This window comes from Pseudomonas lini (assembly GCF_001042905.1).
GTDB lineage: Bacteria > Pseudomonadota > Gammaproteobacteria > Pseudomonadales > Pseudomonadaceae > Aquipseudomonas > Aquipseudomonas lini.
Map to the genome: position 1 here is coordinate 704,821 of NZ_JYLB01000003.1, position 17,963 is coordinate 722,783.

Below are 17,963 nucleotides of genomic sequence, written 5' to 3' on the forward strand. Positions count from 1 at the left end.
TGACTTACTACACACCTCATCTGCTGCATTGCCAGTGGTAGGAAAGGTCCAGCACACAGGCGAAGAACAGGAAATCCGGGAACATGGGAAAGAAGCAACAGAATGACAAAAAGCGACATCACTTCGTGCCCAAAGCCTACCTAAAGGCCTTCTGTAACGAGAGTGGCCGTGTGTGGGTCTATCGAAAGGACAACCCTCAGCAACCTCGCCCTGAGAGTCCAGACTCCACCCAGTTTAGGAACTATTACTACTCACAGCCGAAGCCCGATGGTGGCCAAGACAACAACGCACTTGAGGACTTCTTTTCCACAATCGAGAGTGGTTGGCCAAAAACGGTTGCGAAACTTCGCGCCAACAGGGATATGAATGATCAGCTATCCAACCTTTTCGAGTTCATGTCACTTCAACGGGCGCGCGTACCAGCCGCAAGAGACCTAACCGAGGGTATCGATGCGCACTTCGTCAAAAGTCAGTTGACATCGATGCATGCCAGAGGGGAACTCCCTACGCCTCCTCTAGGCTTTGAAGATCTACCAAACATGGCGGAAGTCGCCATTGACCCGCATCGTAGTATCCACGCGATGGTCGACATGTTCCAAGGTATGGGTGCTTTGTATGATGTGATCGGACTTTCCGTAGTACACAACAAAACCAGTCGGCCCTTCCTTACCAGCGATAACCCTGTCATCTGGTTCGACCCGTCCATCACCTTCGAACAACAGTTGCCCTACACTGTGAATCTACCCCAAGGTCCAGTAGCCTTGATCTTCCCCATCAGCCCTCACCTAGCAATCGTCGGCGACACCGCGCTCGCCCAGAGCTATGCTAAGCAGGGATTGTTGCAAGCCGAGATCGACGACGAAGAGCTGATCAAAGCAATAAACGAGCAAATCTGCCGTTTCGCCTACGAGTCCATTCTGGCTTCAGCGCTGGGCCAAGAAGATCTGATTCTCAAACACGCTGAGTGTTCTCCTGTCCTGGAAACTAAGGAAATCCGCGGGTGGAACGGATCGATAACAGTCCATCAGCAGGTGTTCGGAAAGAGACACACGAAGCCTAAGTGGTAGCAATCGCGTCAGCGCTATTTATCAGATACCTATCACAGCGCAGCCGAGATAGTGTATAAAAATTCACCACAAATGTGCGAACCACATGGAAGAAGACTGCATGAGCTATTTCAACAACTTTGAGAGACTTTTCATGCAGAGAAGTTTAGAGCTTATTGATACATACGAGGGAGAGTATGAAACCACACAATTGCTGAACACTCTCATCGGACTTCTGTTTTTTCCAAATGAAAGAATGTCGGATATAATTCCTGAAAAATCTCTTTTAGATATAGAAGCTTGGGGTTTCAGACCAGACTGCATTGTGAATGCCGGAGCACACAAAACCCCACAAGAAATAAACCTGCGAGAATTAGTAAGACGACTTAGAAACGCCGTCGCTCATTGCAACGTTTCACCTTTCCCAAATGATCACCGACCGTGTGAAGGCTTTTTCTTCTCAGATAGAAATTATTTTGAGGCAAAGATCCCAACAGATCAACTTAAAAACCTTTTGAGAGGACTTCTTGCCAGCTTACTTAACCAGTAAAACATGAATCCCGGCTAAAGTTTTTTATCCTAATCAAAATAAAGCTATTTTTGTGATTTGCTATTCAGGTAATCATCAATCATCGCATTAAAGTTAACGCCAACCCCAGCAACATTTGGATTAAGGGTTATATATCTGTTAATTTTCGCCAAAATCGAACCTGCCTGAGCCACCCCATTTTCGGCAGGAAGTTCATACAGCGCAACCATCAGACCTTGTATCAAGTCCTTGAAAAAAGGTTCTTTAGCCACCAACTTTTTTATCAAACCCAAAGCATTTTTAACGTCTGATGAATCCTTCGTAAACAACGCAACATTGCATCTAGCAATCGCATAATCGAAACGATTAGGATTACTCATTGTCTCAGGAACGAGCGCATCCAATATTTCTTTTGCCCGTTCTGGGCGTCCCATCGCAACCTGCAAGTCCGCCAAGAATACATTCGCCAAAGGCGTAGGCTCAATTGAGAGCGACCGATGATAAAGTTTTTCAGCCATATAGAGTTCGCGAAGAATATGATAGCACTCGCCAACTTGCAGCCAAATATCTGCTATCGCATCACTTTTATAATTTTTTTCATCAACTTCAGCGACCAATAAATCGATAGCATTTCTCAGCATAGCCTCATCGTTCAGGATCCGCCCAAGCTGCATAACTGCCATGCCGAGCAACCGACGTCCATGGACACTTCTCTCAGCAACAGGAATAGCTTCATATGCCGCTACGGCCTCACGAGCTAATATCTCAGCTCGTTCAGACTCATTCAAAAGAAAATACTGGATCGCAATCAAGAATCGATAATGAAACCTCGAAGATTCCGAATCAGTCAGCTCAACTACTTTGGAGGCCAAAGTAATTATGTCGATATACCCCAATTTATCTGAATATGCATCCAGATAGACCTCAAGCAACTCAGAGCTACGTATATCTTGCCATTTATATTTAGCCAGCACAGCCCGAGCTGCAGCATAATCGTTTTTAATAGCTAAATTAAAAAGCGCTTCCTCGCAGGAGACAGCCCACCTCCACCTTACATCATCAATGGCGGTCGTTAACTCACCAAGCATCTGAGGATATAACTCAATAATTCCGCACTCACCATAAAGCTCCCGCGCGCCTTGCACTAGCTCACACAAAGCCTTTATATCTACATCTAAAAGCTCGCCATCATAATGCTTCAGCTGTAGCAGGGGAACCGTGTGAGCCATGTGACAAAGCCGATACCACGTTATGTGAGCTCGAAGATATATCAATCTTTGCACTGGGGAGTCAGATGAGTTTACTTTCTTGGTGTAGTCATACTTGCGCCACTCATCCTTGCAACAATTCTTAAACCGTTCTCCTGAACCACAGAGGCAGTTTTCCCGGCCTTTCGGCTCTAAGCTTTCCAGTGGAATACGCATCAAGCTATCTCAGTGATTTAGGCCGGGTATTCCATTACACCTCACCACAATAGTGAAGCTAGCTTTCTTGTTCAAGCGACCCCGAGGCATCTGGGGGCGCTCAACCATACCACGGCTCGCTCGGGGCTAAATGCTATCACCCATCAGCTATTCGATTAAAAAAGCAGACCAAGGCCAGCAGGCTGCCAGTTCATTATCACGAGCTCACCGCTAATCTCTGCCTTGCCCTGCCGTTGGTTAGTGTTGCTGTAACGGATGTCCAGTGTCTCGAAGTGGAAGCCCTCGAACACGCGGCGGATATCCGGGTGGTCGTTGATGCTGACCATTACTTTGCCCTTGCAACGGCGCATGAAGTCGGCCATCCGCTCGTAGTTCTCAAACGGAAAGTCCACGCCATGGCCGACCTTGCCCCTGCTACGGCCCTAGGAGGAAGACTTTCGTATTGAGACCCTGAATCATCTAGACAGGCTCGCAAGTAAAAAAGGGGACGCCCATTAGGGGCCTCCTGAGACGCAAAATTGGCCTGGGGTTTTCGACAGAGTCACGTATCCAGCCTATTCTTCCTGGGTGTCTCGCACCACCCCATTCTACGTCAGCGATACTGTGAAATGGACTTGCTGGGCTGGTGCTACAACGCTTTTGACCAGGTACCCGAAGCCGACTCTAGAGGTCTCACTGTGCCCAGCAAGAAATTTTCATCTACCAAGGGTGCATTTAAGCAAAGCATTTGGTGCCTAGCAGTAAGCCACCACGAGGGCTGACACATGAAGCTCCAGGTAGGAATCACCAGTGAAGGTCTTAGTCTATGTTTCGGAGAGTGTCAGCGACTTGAACCATCCGCAGACGCCAATCAAGTCTCGCCCAGAGGCAACTATGTCTACGCGCACTATGATGAAAAAGGCACGCCATTCTATATCGGAAAGGGGAAAGCGAAACGGGCATGGGACAACTCGCGCCATCAGCTCTGGCATCGATATGTAGAGCGTCACCTAAAAAATAAGTACACGATCCGCATACTTGCAGACAACCTCTCTCCTGCGCAGGCCGAGAGTCTCGAAAATGAATGGATTGCCCAAGAGTCAGAGACTCTAGTCAACTGGATCAATTTTGGACGAAAGACTGATTTCGATGCTCTGAATAAGTACCACGCACTTCGCGATGCAAACCGCGAACTCATTGTGGCGACGCGCTCATTGGAAAAGTCGGACCCAGAACTCGCCATTTCGCGCTACTACCAAGCCATAGCTGACACCGAGGCATACGCTTCACTGCAACTTGAGCGCGGATTGATTGGCCTCCTGCTGGATGAGGAAAGACAGGAGTTCGGCTACTCGGGTGAACTGCAAGCCCTTGATCGTCTCACTCTCTGCCTCACGTACCTTGGACGCGCCCTTGAAGCTCGGTCTGTGACAGAGGAGTACTTTGCAAAATATCGGGCCGATCAGGAGCTTCGTCTTGCCGAGTCGATCAAGAAGCGTGTTGCCAAAGCAACTCGGTCATAGCAACCACTATACTGGCTGTTGCGCTGATGAGTGATCACCTAATTGGTTGAGTAAAAGGGCCGCTGCTATGATTTCTTCTCCATTACGCGGGCGGCTGATAGGAGAGGAGAAATGGACGATGGCGGCAAGGAAATCGAAAAGGTACTGGGTCAGTTTCATAAAAGGTTTCTCCAGTCCCTGCAAGCATTGAATCAACGCATGGCAAAAGCTATACCGACAATTGACCTAGGCGCCCCCAAATTTCGCTCACTCGCTGATCGAATAGCTTCAATCAACTGGGAAGCTGTTCAGACAAAAATGGACGAATTCCCGCAGCGTTCGAAAGAGGCTATGGATATTGCCTCAGCAAAAGGTTGGTTTTTCGCTTGGACGGGATCCCTCCGAGAAGCATACGCAGTCACTGATCAGCTCCGAAGTATTGATAAAGAGCAGGTCAATGAGTTCATGGCAGAACATTACCGATCCAGAGTGGATTGCTTATCTGAAAACCTATCGAAGCAGTTCCCTGCTAGAGCGATAGCGATCAGCGCAGCAGTACGAGCCCACAAGCGCGCAGATACAGACGGCTACACGTTATCGATCCCAGTATTCATTGCTCAAGCGGATGGCATGATTTCGGAGATTCTTGGAGCGGTATCTGCCTTACAGAAAGTAGGCAGCAAGCTTACGAAGCAAGGAGCAAAGGAGGGAGAAACCAGGGCAGCCTATGCTTTGAGAAACAAGGTTGCCGACGAAGAAGACCTAAACTACGTAAACCCTATATTGGCTCTTCACGACTTGGATTTTTTGATGAACCAGGGGGACAGAGCTGCTTCTACTCAATCCTCAGGAGGTGAGTTTTCCGCGCTGAATCGCCACCAGGTAATGCATGGAGAAATATCTGACTACGGAACCGAACTCAATAGCTTAAGAGCTTTTTCTTTTCTATGTTTCGTCGGGTTACACCTACCTGCTTTTCTTAGCTGGAAGGGCCAAGATAATGTCTAGCTGAGGCATCACAAGCGTGACTGGAGTGATCCTTGAATGCTTGGTCGAAAACGAACGCAAAATACAAAACCTCACTCAGCTCCCCGACACCTTTTCGGCAAAATATGATCACTGGCAAGGTACGCTTGCAGGAGATAAAAGCCGAGTTACAGGAAGTGGCTCATGTTTAAGATTAACCCTACCCAGAACCGTATCGCACCGCTGGAAATCAAGCGCTTTGGGGAACTGGGCTTCACCGAACGCAAGCATTTGCAAGAGTGGCTGGAAAACTGCCCACAGGCTCTGGCTCAGGGCGATGGTGAGGAACTGCTGATCATTCAGAAGGAGTTTGATGGTTTCGATGATACCCGTGAACGTCTCGACCTTTTAGCCCTTGATAAGGAGGGAAATCTGGTCATTATCGAAAACAAGCTCGACGACTCTGGGCGTGATGTTATTTGGCAGGCACTAAAATACGCCAGCTACTGCGCCAATCTGAGTAAGGCCCAGGTGATTGAAATATACCAACGCTATTTAAATCAGAAAGCACATGAATTCGGCCAGCCTGCGGCCAGTGCTGCTGACAACCTGATCGAGTTTCTAGAGATCGACGGACTGGAAGCCGCACAGATCAACCGAATAAAGACACAGCGGTTGATTCTAGTCGCCGCTCGTTACCGCAAAGAAATTACTAATACGGTACTGTGGCTCAGTCAGTTTGGAATCGCCTGCCAGTGTTTCAAAGTGACGCCCTATCAGTCTGGTGACGAACTGTTCCTCAACTGTGAGCAGATTATCCCCACGCCGGAGTCTTCCGATTTTATGATCGGAATGGTAGCTAAGGAAGATGAGGAAAAAAGTGCCGACAGTGAACAGAAGCATCGTCACACCCTGCGACAAGACTTTTGGGAGCAAGCGCTGGAAGCCTTCAGTCAGAGTAATTGCTCCGTGTACAACAACATCAGCCCAACGAAGGATCACTGGCTCAGCGCCGGTTCTGGTCTGAGTGGTATGCCATATCAGCTTATCTTCGGTAAAAACGAAATACGGGTCGGTCTTAGCCTGCAAAACAGTCAGGCCGCTGCGAACAGCTTTGTGTTCGAGCGCTTGGCGGCAAAGAGAGACGGGATTGAAGCGGCGTTTGGACATAGTCTGGTTTGGTTGCCGATGCCCAACAAAAAAGCCTGTCGTATCCAGTACACCAAAGACGTTGATGGATACGACAGATCGAACTGGCCTGAGATGATCCAGTGGATGATTCAGCACATGACTCGGCTGGAGCAGGCAATGCGCGAACCGCTGAAGTTGATTAACAAGCAGCTGAAGCAGAAGAACTTATCTGCTGATGACATGCTGGAAAGTGCGGCAGACTGAGTCGTTCCTGATTTCGTAGCGCTTTTGGCCGATTCTGTTGAAAAAGTCGGTTCGGCCAAACAGCCTGGTCATTGACTGGCTAAAACGCCTTTTTTGCACACTGCTACGTGAAATCCGAGTCCGGAAGCCTCTACCGAAAGTAAAGATTTCAATCTCGGACGCATACTTTTCTGCTGCGCAAACCATGGTCGACTTTTTCAACAGAATCGGCCGATTACTGCCTGTCACCACCGGCAAAAACCGCTCCATAGTTGCCAGGCAACGATGAGGCTTAATGGTTCGTATTTCACGCATCATGAACACCAACTGAGTGTGATCGTAGATTTGTCTGTTGTCACTCAGCGCGTGTTGGATTTTCTGGGGGGGTATCGAGATGGTATTTAAGGATCCGCAGCACTCCCTCTGCCTCGTTCCCCTTCAAAGAGAGGCTCGCTATGAGACTGGAACGGCTTGAGATACTTGCGTCAGGCCATGACGGGATTGGGCCGATCAGCTTATCATCAGTCGGTTGCGTTTTTTAATTCTGCGAGTGGTGTGGGTTATGCTGTTTTATGTCCAGCAGGTGAACAAGGAAAAAGGTTCTAACTTCCATCAAGTTGTGCTCGATTTCGCGACATCGTCAGACCATGTGAGTTTTGCTCGACTCCTCAATGATCGAGCAGCCTTGGATGGTTCGGTGCAGGAGAGTAGCTCCTCGATGATCCGCTTTTCATACGAGCCAAATGGATACAGCAGTTTTCGAGAGGGGTCTTGGTATGAAATCGATCCCAAAGCCTTTGATAGTGCTGAGTATGTTCCAGTCGAGATGAATGCTGCCGGCGGTTTGTTCTTGGGCGCGGAACTCAACAACGTACCTTGGACTAAGGTTTCACATGCTAAGAAACTTGCTCCGCCTCAAGTCGCTACCGTTTCCACTGTACCTATTCAATTCCTTACCGATCCGGACCCAACCGGCATAATCACCCTCACAGTTGTGAACTGCGGCCATGCAAATTGGAACGAGATCGAAACCCCCAGCGACAGGATCATTTACGATGTTGGAGCAAGTCGCCTTTTCACCAAAGCTGAGGTCAGAGCCATCATTGATAGCCGCACGATCAGCACTGAAAAACGGCCTATATGTCTATTCATCAGTCACTGGGATGTTGACCATTACTTGGCTCTGCTTGAATTCACGCCCATCGAACTTGCCAAATTACGCAATGTGGTAGTGCCAAGTCAGGTCCCCAATACGGCTACTTTTGAGCGTGTTCGCCGCCTCTTAGCTGACAACAATGTACCTCTGACAGCAATCCCACCGGCTGAGAGACCTCCTAAGTCGTCCCGCGTAATCGCTCTTGCACAACACTGGCGCCAAGGCGCGTTTACCCTATTTCGTGCCACATCGGGACGTGCTCGTAACCAGACGGGCATTGTGCTGGGTGTTCAAGGATCGAATCAGGTGGCGCTGCTGACAGGGGACCACCATTACGACAAAGTACTGGCCGCGTCAGGAGATGTAACAAGCTACAGTAAAACTGCTTGTGTCCTTGTGACGCCTCACCATGGTGGCGCTGCTGGCAACGTGTCAGCTAAGGACTGGCAAAACTTTTTTTCAACGTTGACTACCCCGATTTCGTGTGGTGCCAATAGCTACGGCCATCCGATAGGTGAGGTGGAAGCTGCACTGAACTCTATGCAGTCAGGAGTTCCGCTTTGGCGAACTGACCAAAAAGGGACATGGATCACGACACTGTAACTACCGGAGTCTCGATTCGAGACAGCACTTTAGATGGTCGAAGTATATGGGCCAATCAAAAATGATTTTGAATAGGAGCGGCGATCGGCATTCTTTGAACTTCAGCTGGATCGCTCTCATAGGCTTTGTGCAGTGCTCATTACCGTGCGAGCATACCTGTCATAGTCATCAATCTGTTTGAGCTCTGCAGGATCTGCAGGATGAGCTGATGAGGGTAGCCCTCGCTGTGACGACGTAGCGAATGGATGCCACTGTAGACTTACGAGTTCATAGCAGACCAAGACACGTCTTTGAACTGGACCAGCATGGCCGACGCCTCAACCGGTGCTTTTTTCACGATTGCATCAACCATGTCTGAAACCTGAGGGAGCTTGTTGGCGACCCGCTCGCTTTCCACCGTTGGTGGTGCGGTGAGCTTCTGGATGGCCTGATCGGTCGCCGCGTACAGCGCATCCACATTACTCGGGAGCCAGAAACAGAGACAGTTTCCTGGCACGACCTACAGAAAAGAAAAACGGTCACCGAGATGACCGTTTGTATCGGTTGGCTTCGTACCGAAGTATTTAGCCTTGTTGCCGATAGTCCCCACCATCGGAATGACTGATACGCGTTAGAAGATAGGTGACTTGTATCGACAGGGCAAGGCCATGGCATACAGATTAGGAATAGACCTGGGCACCGCGTCCATTGGTGCTGTCGCCATCCGCATTGAAAACAACGAACCGCACAGCATTGACTGGCATGCAGTACGCATTTTCAGAGAACCAGTAGTAAACACTCCGAAAGGGCTGCAGCCCAAAAAAGCGGCCCGCCGTGACGCACGGCAATTGCGCAAACAGATTGAAAGGCGAGCGCGACGGTTGCGCCGCATTGCCAACCTGATCCCATTGCTGGGGTTGCAGAAAGCCGAAGTGAAGCTGGGGCGCGGTCAGGATTTGACCACATTGCGCGCCATCGCAGCGCGCCAACCGGTCGAGCTACACGAATTTGCCCTGGTACTGCTGCGCCTGGCCAAACGTCGTGGTTACGCTGGTGGATTTCGCGATTCCAAAGACGGCGTAGTCAAACGCTCCTGCGACAAACTGGGCGAGGAAATGAGACTTCTTGCCGAAACTCAGAACCTGCAGGAAGTAACTCTGGGCGAATACCTGCTGTATAGACAGGATCACGGGCTGCCTGTCTGGCTCAAAGCCGAGCGTCCAGGTCTGGAACCGCGCTATGCCCTGCGCGAGATGGTAATCGCCGAGTTCGAACAGCTCTGGACAACCCAGGCCCGGCACCACCCGATCCTGGCCTCCAGTCATCTCGGCAAGCCACTCAAGCAATGGTTCAATGAAGCACTGTTCTACCAGCGGCCACTGAAGTCTCCCGCCCACATGGTCGGCAATTGCCTGCTTGAGCCCAATCTGCCACGTGCCCCACGCGCTCACATGGCAGCCCAACACTTCAGAATCAATAAAACGCTCCATGACATGCGCTGGGGTAGCGGACGACGGGCTGAACGCCTGTGCAAGGCGCAACTCGACGTGCTGCGTCAGATTCTGAATGATCCAGCCAATGCCGATGGCAAGGTCAGCTTCAAACACCTGCATCAAGCCTTGAGCGAGACGGGGTTGAGCGATGCGCGAAGTCGCACATTGAATCTGGAGCGCAGCAGCCGCGATCAACTTCCCGGCAACAGCACGATTGCTCGTTGGCGCACGCTGGGACTGCACGATCAATGGCAGATGCTGGCCCCTCGCGACCAGACATCCGTCATCAACCTGCTGGCGGATCTGGGCGGGCCGGAACTGTTGAACACGGAAGACTGGCACCAGAATATCCACAAGAGTAGCGCCAAGGCTGGCGGTACCAACCTTTATCGTCGATTCCGACCCGAGGTCGTTGATTTCATCAATGCGCTTCGCGAGTGCAAGGACAACAATGGACAGCCAGCTTTCAATCGCCTGACAGCTATGAAGTTCGAGGGCGGACGCAGCAGCTATTCGGTCAAGGCCTTGGAAAAACTGAACACCTGGTTCAATGATCCTTGGTGGCCCGACGAGGGTCCGGGGGCCAAGCGTGGTAACGAAATAGACGAAGAAGCAGCACTACGGGTCTGCTATCCACATCGTTATTCGCAGCCCCAAGAGCTGCTCCAACGACTCGAGGCCGCTCCGACCACGGGCAACGACGTGGTCGACGGAGCCTTGCGCGAATTACGCAAGATCATCAACCAATGCATTGATGCTTTGGGTGAGAGGCCAGAGGAAATCGTCGTCGAAATGGCACGAGAGATCGGCAAGGGCGTCGTTTGGCGGAAAGAGCAGGAAAACCGCATACGGCAGAATGAACTCGCCCGAAGGAAAATTGCCAGCGAACTGGAAAAGCACGGACTGAGCGCCAACAACACCCGGATACTGCGCTATCAACTCTGGGAAGAGCAGGATTTGCACTGGTGCCCCTACTGCGCCCATCCCATTAATCTGGAAGCGGCCACCTCGGGCATGACGCACATAGAGCACGTCCTGCCACGCTCGCTCACCCAGATCGGGCGTAAACGCAGCGAACTGGTGTTGGCCCACGCCGGTTGCAACGACCTGAAAGCCGATCAGACACCTTGGCAAGCATTCGGCCATGATGCCGAGCGCTGGTCTGCCGTCGAACGTGCTGCCGCCCGTTTTAAGGAGCTGGGTAATAAGTCTTACGCCAAGGACCGCGCCAAGGCGCTGGGCTTCTACCGCAAGGCGGAACTTCTCCTGCTGAAGGATTACGAAAGCGAAGTACTGAGCGACGAATCCATAGCCGACTTCGCCGACCGCCAGTTACATCAGACCTCCTGGATCGCCAAGGCTGCAGCCCAGTGGTTGCGCACCATCACCCCGCTGGTTTCCGTCTCTCGCGGGGAATTCACCGCCCTACTACGCCATCAATGGCGACTCGACACAGTGATCGCAGAAGCGCGTCTTGATGAAAAACTTCCTGTTCTGGATATCGATGCGTGCCCCGTATCTCCGGAAGCATTCCAGCAGTTCCGGAAACAATGGGAAGGGCATCCACCGGACAACCTGACCGAACGGACCGAGCGCAAACTTGAAAAACGCCTCGACCATCGCCACCACGGCATAGATGCCTTGGTCATCGCGCTCACCAGCCGAAGCCTCTACATATCTCTGGCCCGGCGCTACGTTGAAGAAAGCGAAAGGCGCGCCCGCGGCGAGAGAGTCCGGCATGATTGGTCCATCGAGCCGACTATGCACAATCTGCGTAACCAAGCTCTGGGTATGGTCCGTACCTGCAACCTGACCCACAAGCCTGACCGCAACCCAGCCGGCCGACTATTCAAGGACACCGCCTATGGCGTCCACTTTCCAGAGGAGGGCGATCGGGCACAGCTGACGCTGCGTAAACCTTTGACCAGCCTGGCCGACGAAAAGTCTGCCGAGAAGACTCGCAAGAACCTGCACAGCATTGCCAGCAGTGAGGTACGCCTACTCGTTCTGGAAGCATTCGAAGCACGCCTCAGTGCCGGGCAGAATCCGAAACAGGCGCTCTCCGAACCGGTACCCTACCCCGCCTATGGCACCGGAATCTGGCGAGTCCGCTGCATGCAAGGCTACGCGGACGATGCCGTCCGTATTGTCCATAAAAGCCGTCAGGGCGAACACGAAAAGCGCCTGCTCAACGATGGCTATGCCTGCTTGGAAATAACCGCTGGGGAAAATGGCAAACACCAGGTACGCCTTGTCACTCAGCGTGAAGCACAAGGCCGCGGCTTCATGGAGAACCGGCAGCAAGCGAAACGCGTATTCAAGGGAGATACGGTGATCAACCGGCGCGACGGCCGTAAATACCTAGTGGGCTACTTCAAGGCCGAGGGCTATATTTTCCTCATCCCCCACACGGACACCCGCAACTTCGACAAGATCAAGGAGGCGAACTCGGGCAAGAAAAGGGTTTCCTTCAACCACGCTCACCAACTTGAGCGAATCTAGTCCGAGCACCGGGTACTGCTCATCGAACATCAGGCCTATCTGAGCATCGACCCTGGGGCGTCTGTGCGTCCGCCGACCACAGCAGGAGAACCTGTTCGTCCTGCCCGCTGACATTGCCGTACTCTGCCTGCACCACCCGGCCATCACGGTAACGGCCCACACCCTGCAGAACCTGAGCCAGGAAGGCGCGATCGTCTTGGTGACGGACGACCAACATCTACCGCTGGCCTAGGTCTACCCCCTGCTCGCTCCCATGCGTCAGACACTGCGGCTGCTCCAACAGTTCGAGCTGCAGGAGTCGCCGTGGCGCGGCAACGCCTAGTGCAAGCTCGCCTGCGGGGCGAAGCCGCCGTTCTGCGCAGTTTGGGCATGAAGGGCACGCTTTTCCTAGAGCGACTGGCCAACAAAGTGCAACCAGGAGACAGCGACCGATGTGAAGGCCAAGGCGCCCGCCACTACTGTAAACACCTGCTGCTTGAGGGTTTCCAGCGCAGCAAGCAGAGTGCCACCGACCAGCTGAATGCCCGCCTCAACTTCGGTTATGCCATGCTGCGCTCGCTGATCGCGCGCAATCTGGCTTGTGCCGGCCTTAATGGTTGCTTGGGCATCGGCCGCTGCAACTAGCAGACCCCCTTCAATCTGGCCGATGACGTGATAGAGCCTTACCGCTTTCTCGTCGAATGGCGGGTCGCGCGGCAACTCGAGGAGCATGGGGAGCAACCTTTCGATGCGGCCACCCGCAAGAGCCTGTTGCAGTTCATGTCCGACACCATCCCCATACTGCGAGGGGACTACCGCCTGCCTGCAGCGATAGCTGCCACGGTCGACAGCTGGGTGCAGACACTCGACGCAATTCATGCACACCGGCATCCAGGTAAGATAACGCTACCGGAGTATGAACGATGGCCATTAACGGATGGCGGGTCATGTGGGTGATCGCCGTTACGACTGCCCGATGACCAGCGCTGAAGCCCGGCACGGCTATGCGAAATTCCGAAAGTCACTGCTGCGGGCCAACTTCATCCAACTGCAGAACTCGCATTACGTCCGCCACTTTCCGAGCATGGCGACGGCGAGGCTTGCATTGCTCGTTTGCGGTACGACATTCCCGAACGTGCGCAACTGGCGTTCTTTCTTGTCACCGACAAGCAGTACGCCATGACTCGGGAGTATTTCGGCGAATGCAGCGTACGGAAAAAGCCAGAGGCCCCGGAGTAAATCGAGCTGTTCTGAAAAAAAGCGCAACCCTAACAATGGGTTGCGTAATCAAGAGATTATCAGTCATTCCGATGGTGGGGTATCGGAACTTAGAGCTTCACGCAGTCCGCGCCGGGCACAGGTTATCAGTCATTCCGATGGTGGGGTATCGGAACAGGTGCCAACGCCGTGGCTGATGACTTTCCAGGTTATCAGTCATTCCGATGGTGGGTATCGGAACTTGACCTGATCGCTGGTGGCGCCGAAGGAAGAAGGAGTACACACGAAGCTTAGTTCGCGGAAAATGCAGCAACAAAACTCGGATATCGACTATGCGACCGGATACCTAGTTTTGAAATTTTACGCTTCCGTACTGACTATTTATCGGTTACCTGAATGATTATTTGCTTGCTATTTATTCGTTTGCTTAAACGAGCAGCTAGAGTAGCACTGATAGCAATAACTTTTCTCAAAAACGATAATCGACTAAAATCATCAAGCTATTGATTAAATTGAAAATTATCTTAAAGCCCGCGAACAGATCCGCGAAGACTTTGCTTGACAAACAAGTCATCAAGTCAGTCAAGAATACTTAGTGACTTAATTTTTGAGGGGTTTCGATACGAGTTATTCTCACTTATAAATCTTTCGCTTTTTTAGCCTTCCTTTCTCATATAAATAAATAATTAATAATATATATAAGAAAGAGTAGCTAAAAGTAGCGGGCAAAGGCTCTGCCCTGCGGGAGCAGCTGAGCCCTTCCTGTCGGTTCCTTTCAGGCAGCCGTAAACCGTCGGCCAGCTTTTCAACCGGCCGTAGTTCGTTCGTACTTCAGTCCTGCGGCTAGGGTTTCGTCGCGTTTATAGTTCACTTCAAGGGTTAGGAGCGTCTGGGGGGTCGCTCCTTTTCAGGAGGGGCTCCCTTTTCGGGTGGGTGCAGGAGTGGATTAAGGACGGCCAATCAACGCCGCAACCACGCGCTGGATTTGCTCCAGTTCTGCGGCGGTTAATTGGCCTTTGTACTGCACCTTGCGCGCTACCCAGTCGACTCTTTTGACTTGATCGGCCAGCGCTGGGTTGGGCTTGGCCCCGGCAGTCGGCACCTCGAACGGATAGCCCTTGATCTGGGTCGTCATGGGCACACAGATCATCATGCCGCATGCCCAGCCTGCGGGCTGAACTGCAACCACACTACGTCGCCCGCGTTGGGCACATAGCCGCTTTTAGCCATTACCAGACCTCCTTGCCCACCGGTGGCCCCCAGTCGACCAGTTCATGGCGGTTCTCGGGGGTCACCGTGGCTAACAGGGCGGCCAGATCAATCGGCTCGCGCACCGGTTCGACGATCAGCCGGGTGCCTTCGACGCGCACGTCGACCTCCAGGTCAAGCTCAAACACGGTGCCGCCGAGCACGGACGCCGGCAGACGTAGGGCCAGACTGTTGCCCCACTTCTTGATATTGCTTTTCATAGTGGTCCCTCCGGGGTATTTGCATTCGTCGCCACACCACCGCGTATCTACAGTTGTATCTACGTGAGTGACACGGGGCAGGTCGGGCTCAGTTGAGCAGCTTGGTCACCCACACGGTGAGACCAGCCACGGTGATGAACAGGCCAATGGCGAAGGCGAGCGGATACCAGAAGGTCTCGCGGGTGAACTGCCGCGCTTCGACGTTCGGCGTTCGGGTCGCGGGACCGACAAGCTTCATGGTCTCGGCCCGTAGCCGGACAATGTCAGCGTGGATTTTTTCGAGTTCGGCTTGGGTCAACATGCGGTTCTCCTTCTGGCCCCCATGCTTCAAGTTCGCGGCCTACCGACGGCGCTTCCAGCCATGCGGTCTCTTCTGCCGACCTCGGCACCTTCCAGTCGCAGCGGGCCAGCAGCTCGTCCAAGGTGTAGTGGGGTTTCTGCTTCGTGCGCTTCATCGGGGTTGTCTCCTTCTCAGGCAGGTCCGGCTCACACATGCAGACGGACGGTCATGTGATGCCCACGGCGCGCATCACCGCTAGCATGGTCTTCAGGGTGGGGTTGCCCTTCTCGCTGAAGGAGCGGTACAGCTGTTCGCGGGCCAGTTCGGTCATGCCTTTCGCGCGGGCGACGAACACCCCGAAGCAGATCAGTCCCAGCAGCATCTGCCGGGCAAAGCGTAGCCGCTCGCCTTCATTGAGTGACACTCCCGCCCCGCGAACACCGTGGCCAGGCCCATAAGTCGGGCCTGTCCATCAGAGACCCACCACGCGGCCCATGGCCTCCAGCGTGTGGTCGTCGCGTTCCCTAACGATGCCCAGCGAGAAGCCGGGCTTGCGGTCTTCCTTGTCGGCAATGACCAGCAGGGCGAAGGCCTTGCGCATCGCTTCGGCCTTGGTGATGCCGCGACGGCGAGAAATGTCGTTGAGGGCTTGGTCGATCTCGTCGGACAGGTCGAGGGTCATGCGCGGCATGGGACTCTCCAGATAGGTGGAGGCGTAGTTACGCCGGTTTAGTGGAGCAGCCTGTAAATCACGGTCATGATCACGGCGATGACACAGTAGAGCCCAGTCACCACGGCCATCGGATACCAGAAGGTTTCACGGGTGAACTTGCAGGCCTCGACTGTCGGTTTCGGGACCTCGGTACTGACCTTGCGCGACTCTTCATTGCGCTGGATCGTCTGGTCGATCAACTGGCTGATCGCGGCATGGATCTTGTCCAGTTCGGCTTGGCTCAGGCCGTGGGTGGTCATGGTGTTGACTCCTCCTTCTCAGAAGGGGTTAAGAACGGCCAAACCTCCTTGCCAACTGGCGGCCCCCAGTCGACCGGCGGATGCCGATTCTCAGGGGTGATGGCCGCGATCAGGGCGTCCAGATCAATCTCCGGTGTATCCATTACAGGCCCACTACGCGGCCAACCGCTTCCAGGGTGTGGTCCTCACGTTCACGGACAATGCCCAGCGAGAAGCCGGGTTTCTTCTTCTCGGCGTAGGCCACCGCCAGCAGGGCGAACGCCCGGCGCATGGCTTCGGCCTTGGTGATGCCGCTTTGCTTGGCGATGTCGGTCAGCGCGCCGTCGATCTCGTCCGACAGGTCGAGGGTCATTCTGGGCATGACGGGTACTCCAGTCGAAGGAATTGAGTGGAAATCTTACTGCATATTGCAGTTACTGCCGCTACTCCGTCCGACCACTGGCCTGGTGCACCTTACGCCCGTCTACCTGCGGCTGTTTGGCGCTTGCCGCAGTTGTGGTGGAGGCGCGTGGTTTCGGCTGACCTTGGCGTAGCCAGTAGACCTCGCCCAGCGGGTCGCCGAGGTCGAAGCTGGTGGTGCCATTCGTGGTCGAAGTCGCCGAGGTGCAGCCGGGCGAAGACCATCAGATCGTCCAGCACGGCGCGGTCCAGCCCTCTGGTGGTCGCCGACCGTGCCGTTCCAGTTCGGCACAAAGGCTCAACGCGCCTCTGCGCTGTGCGCGCCCTCCCCCCGGTTCACTCAGCGGCTGTAGGCGGCGAGGCTGGACCATGGGCATAAGACCTCCAATAGCTGCGGGATGCTTGGGCATGGCAGAAAAAACCGAATTGACCCCTTCATAGTTCAGAAGTAAGCGGGACGGCTGACCGAGTCACGGCAGCGGTACGGTAAAGGGCCAATTCGCGGTAAACCGTGGCCTGCCCGACGCCAAGCTGCTTGGCAATCTCGACCTTAGTCACGCCCTCGCCCGCCAGGCGCAGTATGGCCGCGCGTTTTTCCTCATGGATTGGCTTACGTCCCTTGTATTTGCCGGCCTTCTGCGCTTTATCGATTCCTTCGCGCTGCCGCTCCAGCATCATCTCCCTCTCAAATTGGGCAATCCCACCTAGCACGGTCAGGATTAGCTTGCCGGTGGGCGTGCCGGTGTCCAATCCTAGATTGAGAATCTTGACCTCAACCTTCTTCAGTTCCAATCGGTGCAGTGTCTGCAGCAGGTCGGTGATCGAGCGAGCGAGCCGGTCGAGCTTAGTGACCACAAAGGTATCCCCCACACGGGCAAACTCAATGGCCGCTTCCAGTTGGACGCGCTGGGCCACGGACGATACCTGTTCTTTAAATATTTTTTCACAGCCACATCGTTCTAATTCTCGCAACTGGGCCTCAAAGCCAGCCTCTTGTTCGATGGTTGAAGTACGTGCATAGCCTATATCCATAGGTTTTCTCCCACATATGTTTAAGACTCTGTGATAGCGCACCTCCCAAATAAATTAGCCC

General features: G+C 53.4%; 15 protein-coding genes and 4 pseudogenes. 8 read left to right on the forward strand and 11 right to left on the reverse strand.

The features are described 5' to 3' along the window. Positions 1-83 precede the first annotated feature (83 nt). Positions 84-1,067, forward strand: a complete 984-nt coding sequence (locus TU81_RS11815) for a DUF4238 domain-containing protein (RefSeq protein ID WP_048395210.1) — start codon at positions 84-86, stop codon at positions 1,065-1,067. Positions 1,068-1,167: 100 nt separating this feature from the next. Beyond that, the gene (locus TU81_RS30300) at positions 1,168-1,596 is read left to right on the forward strand and encodes a HEPN family nuclease (RefSeq protein WP_151152261.1); all 429 of its coding nucleotides are present in this window, start codon (positions 1,168-1,170) and stop codon (positions 1,594-1,596) included. 44 nt (positions 1,597-1,640) lie between these two features. Here the strand turns inward: TU81_RS30300 and TU81_RS11820 are convergent, their stop codons facing one another. Beyond that, the gene (locus TU81_RS11820) at positions 1,641-2,999 is read right to left on the reverse strand and encodes a hypothetical protein (protein WP_151152262.1); all 1,359 of its coding nucleotides are present in this window, start codon (positions 2,997-2,999) and stop codon (positions 1,641-1,643) included. A 155-nt stretch (positions 3,000-3,154) separates the two neighbouring features. Then, positions 3,155-3,400 (reverse strand): annotated as a pseudogene (locus TU81_RS11825) (DNA adenine methylase); the annotation flags it as partial. A gap of 363 nt (positions 3,401-3,763) precedes the next feature. Between TU81_RS11825 and TU81_RS11830 the strand changes: the two are divergent. The 4 genes from TU81_RS11830 to TU81_RS11845 all read left to right on the forward strand — a co-directional run bounded on the left by TU81_RS11830 (position 3,764) and on the right by TU81_RS11845 (position 8,579). Continuing rightward, the gene (locus tag TU81_RS11830) at positions 3,764-4,501 is read left to right on the forward strand and encodes a GIY-YIG nuclease family protein (RefSeq protein ID WP_048395217.1); all 738 of its coding nucleotides are present in this window, start codon (positions 3,764-3,766) and stop codon (positions 4,499-4,501) included. Positions 4,502-4,612: 111 nt separating this feature from the next. Next, entirely contained in the window at positions 4,613-5,488 is an 876-nt protein-coding gene (locus TU81_RS11835) for a hypothetical protein (protein ID WP_048395219.1), read from the forward strand. A gap of 162 nt (positions 5,489-5,650) precedes the next feature. Next, on the forward strand, positions 5,651-6,841 hold the full coding sequence (locus TU81_RS11840) for a DUF4268 domain-containing protein (RefSeq protein WP_048395221.1): 1,191 nt from the start codon (positions 5,651-5,653) through the stop codon (positions 6,839-6,841). A 541-nt stretch (positions 6,842-7,382) separates the two neighbouring features. Further along, complete coding sequence (locus TU81_RS11845; RefSeq protein ID WP_053078287.1) at positions 7,383-8,579, forward strand: ComEC/Rec2 family competence protein; 1,197 nt, start codon at positions 7,383-7,385, stop codon at positions 8,577-8,579. A 139-nt stretch (positions 8,580-8,718) separates the two neighbouring features. Here the strand turns inward: TU81_RS11845 and TU81_RS31110 are convergent. Beyond that, positions 8,719-9,075, reverse strand: a pseudogene (locus TU81_RS31110) (DUF6988 family protein). Positions 9,076-9,226: 151 nt separating this feature from the next. Here TU81_RS31110 and cas9 point away from each other — a divergent pair. Continuing rightward, a complete protein-coding gene (gene cas9, locus TU81_RS11855) occupies positions 9,227-12,553 on the forward strand; it encodes a type II CRISPR RNA-guided endonuclease Cas9 (protein ID WP_048395223.1) in 3,327 nt (1,108 codons plus the stop codon). A gap of 369 nt (positions 12,554-12,922) precedes the next feature. Continuing rightward, positions 12,923-13,177: a CRISPR-associated endonuclease Cas1 gene (locus TU81_RS31115; protein WP_390176086.1), complete on the forward strand. Its 255-nt coding sequence runs from the start codon at positions 12,923-12,925 to the stop codon at positions 13,175-13,177. Positions 13,178-14,696: 1,519 nt separating this feature from the next. Here TU81_RS31115 and TU81_RS11875 read toward each other — a convergent pair. The 8 genes and pseudogenes from TU81_RS11875 to TU81_RS11910 all read right to left on the reverse strand — a co-directional run. After that, positions 14,697-14,945, reverse strand: a pseudogene (locus tag TU81_RS11875) (type II toxin-antitoxin system PemK/MazF family toxin); the annotation flags it as partial. Between the two features lie 34 nt (positions 14,946-14,979). Next, positions 14,980-15,219, reverse strand: a complete 240-nt coding sequence (locus tag TU81_RS11880; RefSeq protein WP_048395230.1) for an AbrB/MazE/SpoVT family DNA-binding domain-containing protein — start codon at positions 15,217-15,219, stop codon at positions 14,980-14,982. An 88-nt stretch (positions 15,220-15,307) separates the two neighbouring features. Beyond that, a complete protein-coding gene (locus TU81_RS11885) occupies positions 15,308-15,520 on the reverse strand; it encodes a hypothetical protein (protein ID WP_231983802.1) in 213 nt (70 codons plus the stop codon). A 185-nt stretch (positions 15,521-15,705) separates the two neighbouring features. Then, positions 15,706-15,848, reverse strand: a pseudogene (locus TU81_RS11890) (helix-turn-helix domain-containing transcriptional regulator); the annotation flags it as partial. Between the two features lie 123 nt (positions 15,849-15,971). Continuing rightward, entirely contained in the window at positions 15,972-16,190 is a 219-nt protein-coding gene (locus TU81_RS11895) for a ribbon-helix-helix domain-containing protein (protein WP_048395232.1), read from the reverse strand. A 38-nt stretch (positions 16,191-16,228) separates the two neighbouring features. After that, positions 16,229-16,471: a hypothetical protein gene (locus tag TU81_RS11900; RefSeq protein WP_053078290.1), complete on the reverse strand. Its 243-nt coding sequence runs from the start codon at positions 16,469-16,471 to the stop codon at positions 16,229-16,231. 142 nt (positions 16,472-16,613) lie between these two features. Continuing rightward, positions 16,614-16,832 carry a hypothetical protein gene (locus tag TU81_RS11905; RefSeq protein WP_048395234.1) on the reverse strand — a complete coding sequence of 73 codons (219 nt, stop codon included), beginning with the start codon at positions 16,830-16,832 and terminating at the stop codon, positions 16,614-16,616. A 473-nt stretch (positions 16,833-17,305) separates the two neighbouring features. Continuing rightward, positions 17,306-17,902: a recombinase family protein gene (locus TU81_RS11910; RefSeq protein ID WP_048395236.1), complete on the reverse strand. Its 597-nt coding sequence runs from the start codon at positions 17,900-17,902 to the stop codon at positions 17,306-17,308. Positions 17,903-17,963: the final 61 nt, after the last annotated feature.

Coding starts and splice junctions, on each gene's coding strand:
- TU81_RS11815 (WP_048395210.1), top strand. CDS start 84: ATGGGAAAGAAGCAACAGAATGACAAAAAGCGACATCACTTCGTGCCC.
- TU81_RS30300 (WP_151152261.1), top strand. CDS start 1,168: ATGAGCTATTTCAACAACTTTGAGAGACTTTTCATGCAGAGAAGTTTA.
- TU81_RS11820 (WP_151152262.1), bottom strand. CDS start 2,999: ATGCGTATTCCACTGGAAAGCTTAGAGCCGAAAGGCCGGGAAAACTGC.
- TU81_RS11830 (WP_048395217.1), top strand. CDS start 3,764: ATGAAGCTCCAGGTAGGAATCACCAGTGAAGGTCTTAGTCTATGTTTC.
- TU81_RS11835 (WP_048395219.1), top strand. CDS start 4,613: ATGGACGATGGCGGCAAGGAAATCGAAAAGGTACTGGGTCAGTTTCAT.
- TU81_RS11840 (WP_048395221.1), top strand. CDS start 5,651: ATGTTTAAGATTAACCCTACCCAGAACCGTATCGCACCGCTGGAAATC.
- TU81_RS11845 (WP_053078287.1), top strand. CDS start 7,383: ATGCTGTTTTATGTCCAGCAGGTGAACAAGGAAAAAGGTTCTAACTTC.
- cas9 (WP_048395223.1), top strand. CDS start 9,227: ATGGCATACAGATTAGGAATAGACCTGGGCACCGCGTCCATTGGTGCT.
- TU81_RS31115 (WP_390176086.1), top strand. CDS start 12,923: ATGAAGGGCACGCTTTTCCTAGAGCGACTGGCCAACAAAGTGCAACCA.
- TU81_RS11880 (WP_048395230.1), bottom strand. CDS start 15,219: ATGAAAAGCAATATCAAGAAGTGGGGCAACAGTCTGGCCCTACGTCTG.
- TU81_RS11885 (WP_231983802.1), bottom strand. CDS start 15,520: ATGTTGACCCAAGCCGAACTCGAAAAAATCCACGCTGACATTGTCCGG.
- TU81_RS11895 (WP_048395232.1), bottom strand. CDS start 16,190: ATGCCGCGCATGACCCTCGACCTGTCCGACGAGATCGACCAAGCCCTC.
- TU81_RS11900 (WP_053078290.1), bottom strand. CDS start 16,471: ATGACCACCCACGGCCTGAGCCAAGCCGAACTGGACAAGATCCATGCC.
- TU81_RS11905 (WP_048395234.1), bottom strand. CDS start 16,832: ATGCCCAGAATGACCCTCGACCTGTCGGACGAGATCGACGGCGCGCTG.
- TU81_RS11910 (WP_048395236.1), bottom strand. CDS start 17,902: ATGGATATAGGCTATGCACGTACTTCAACCATCGAACAAGAGGCTGGC.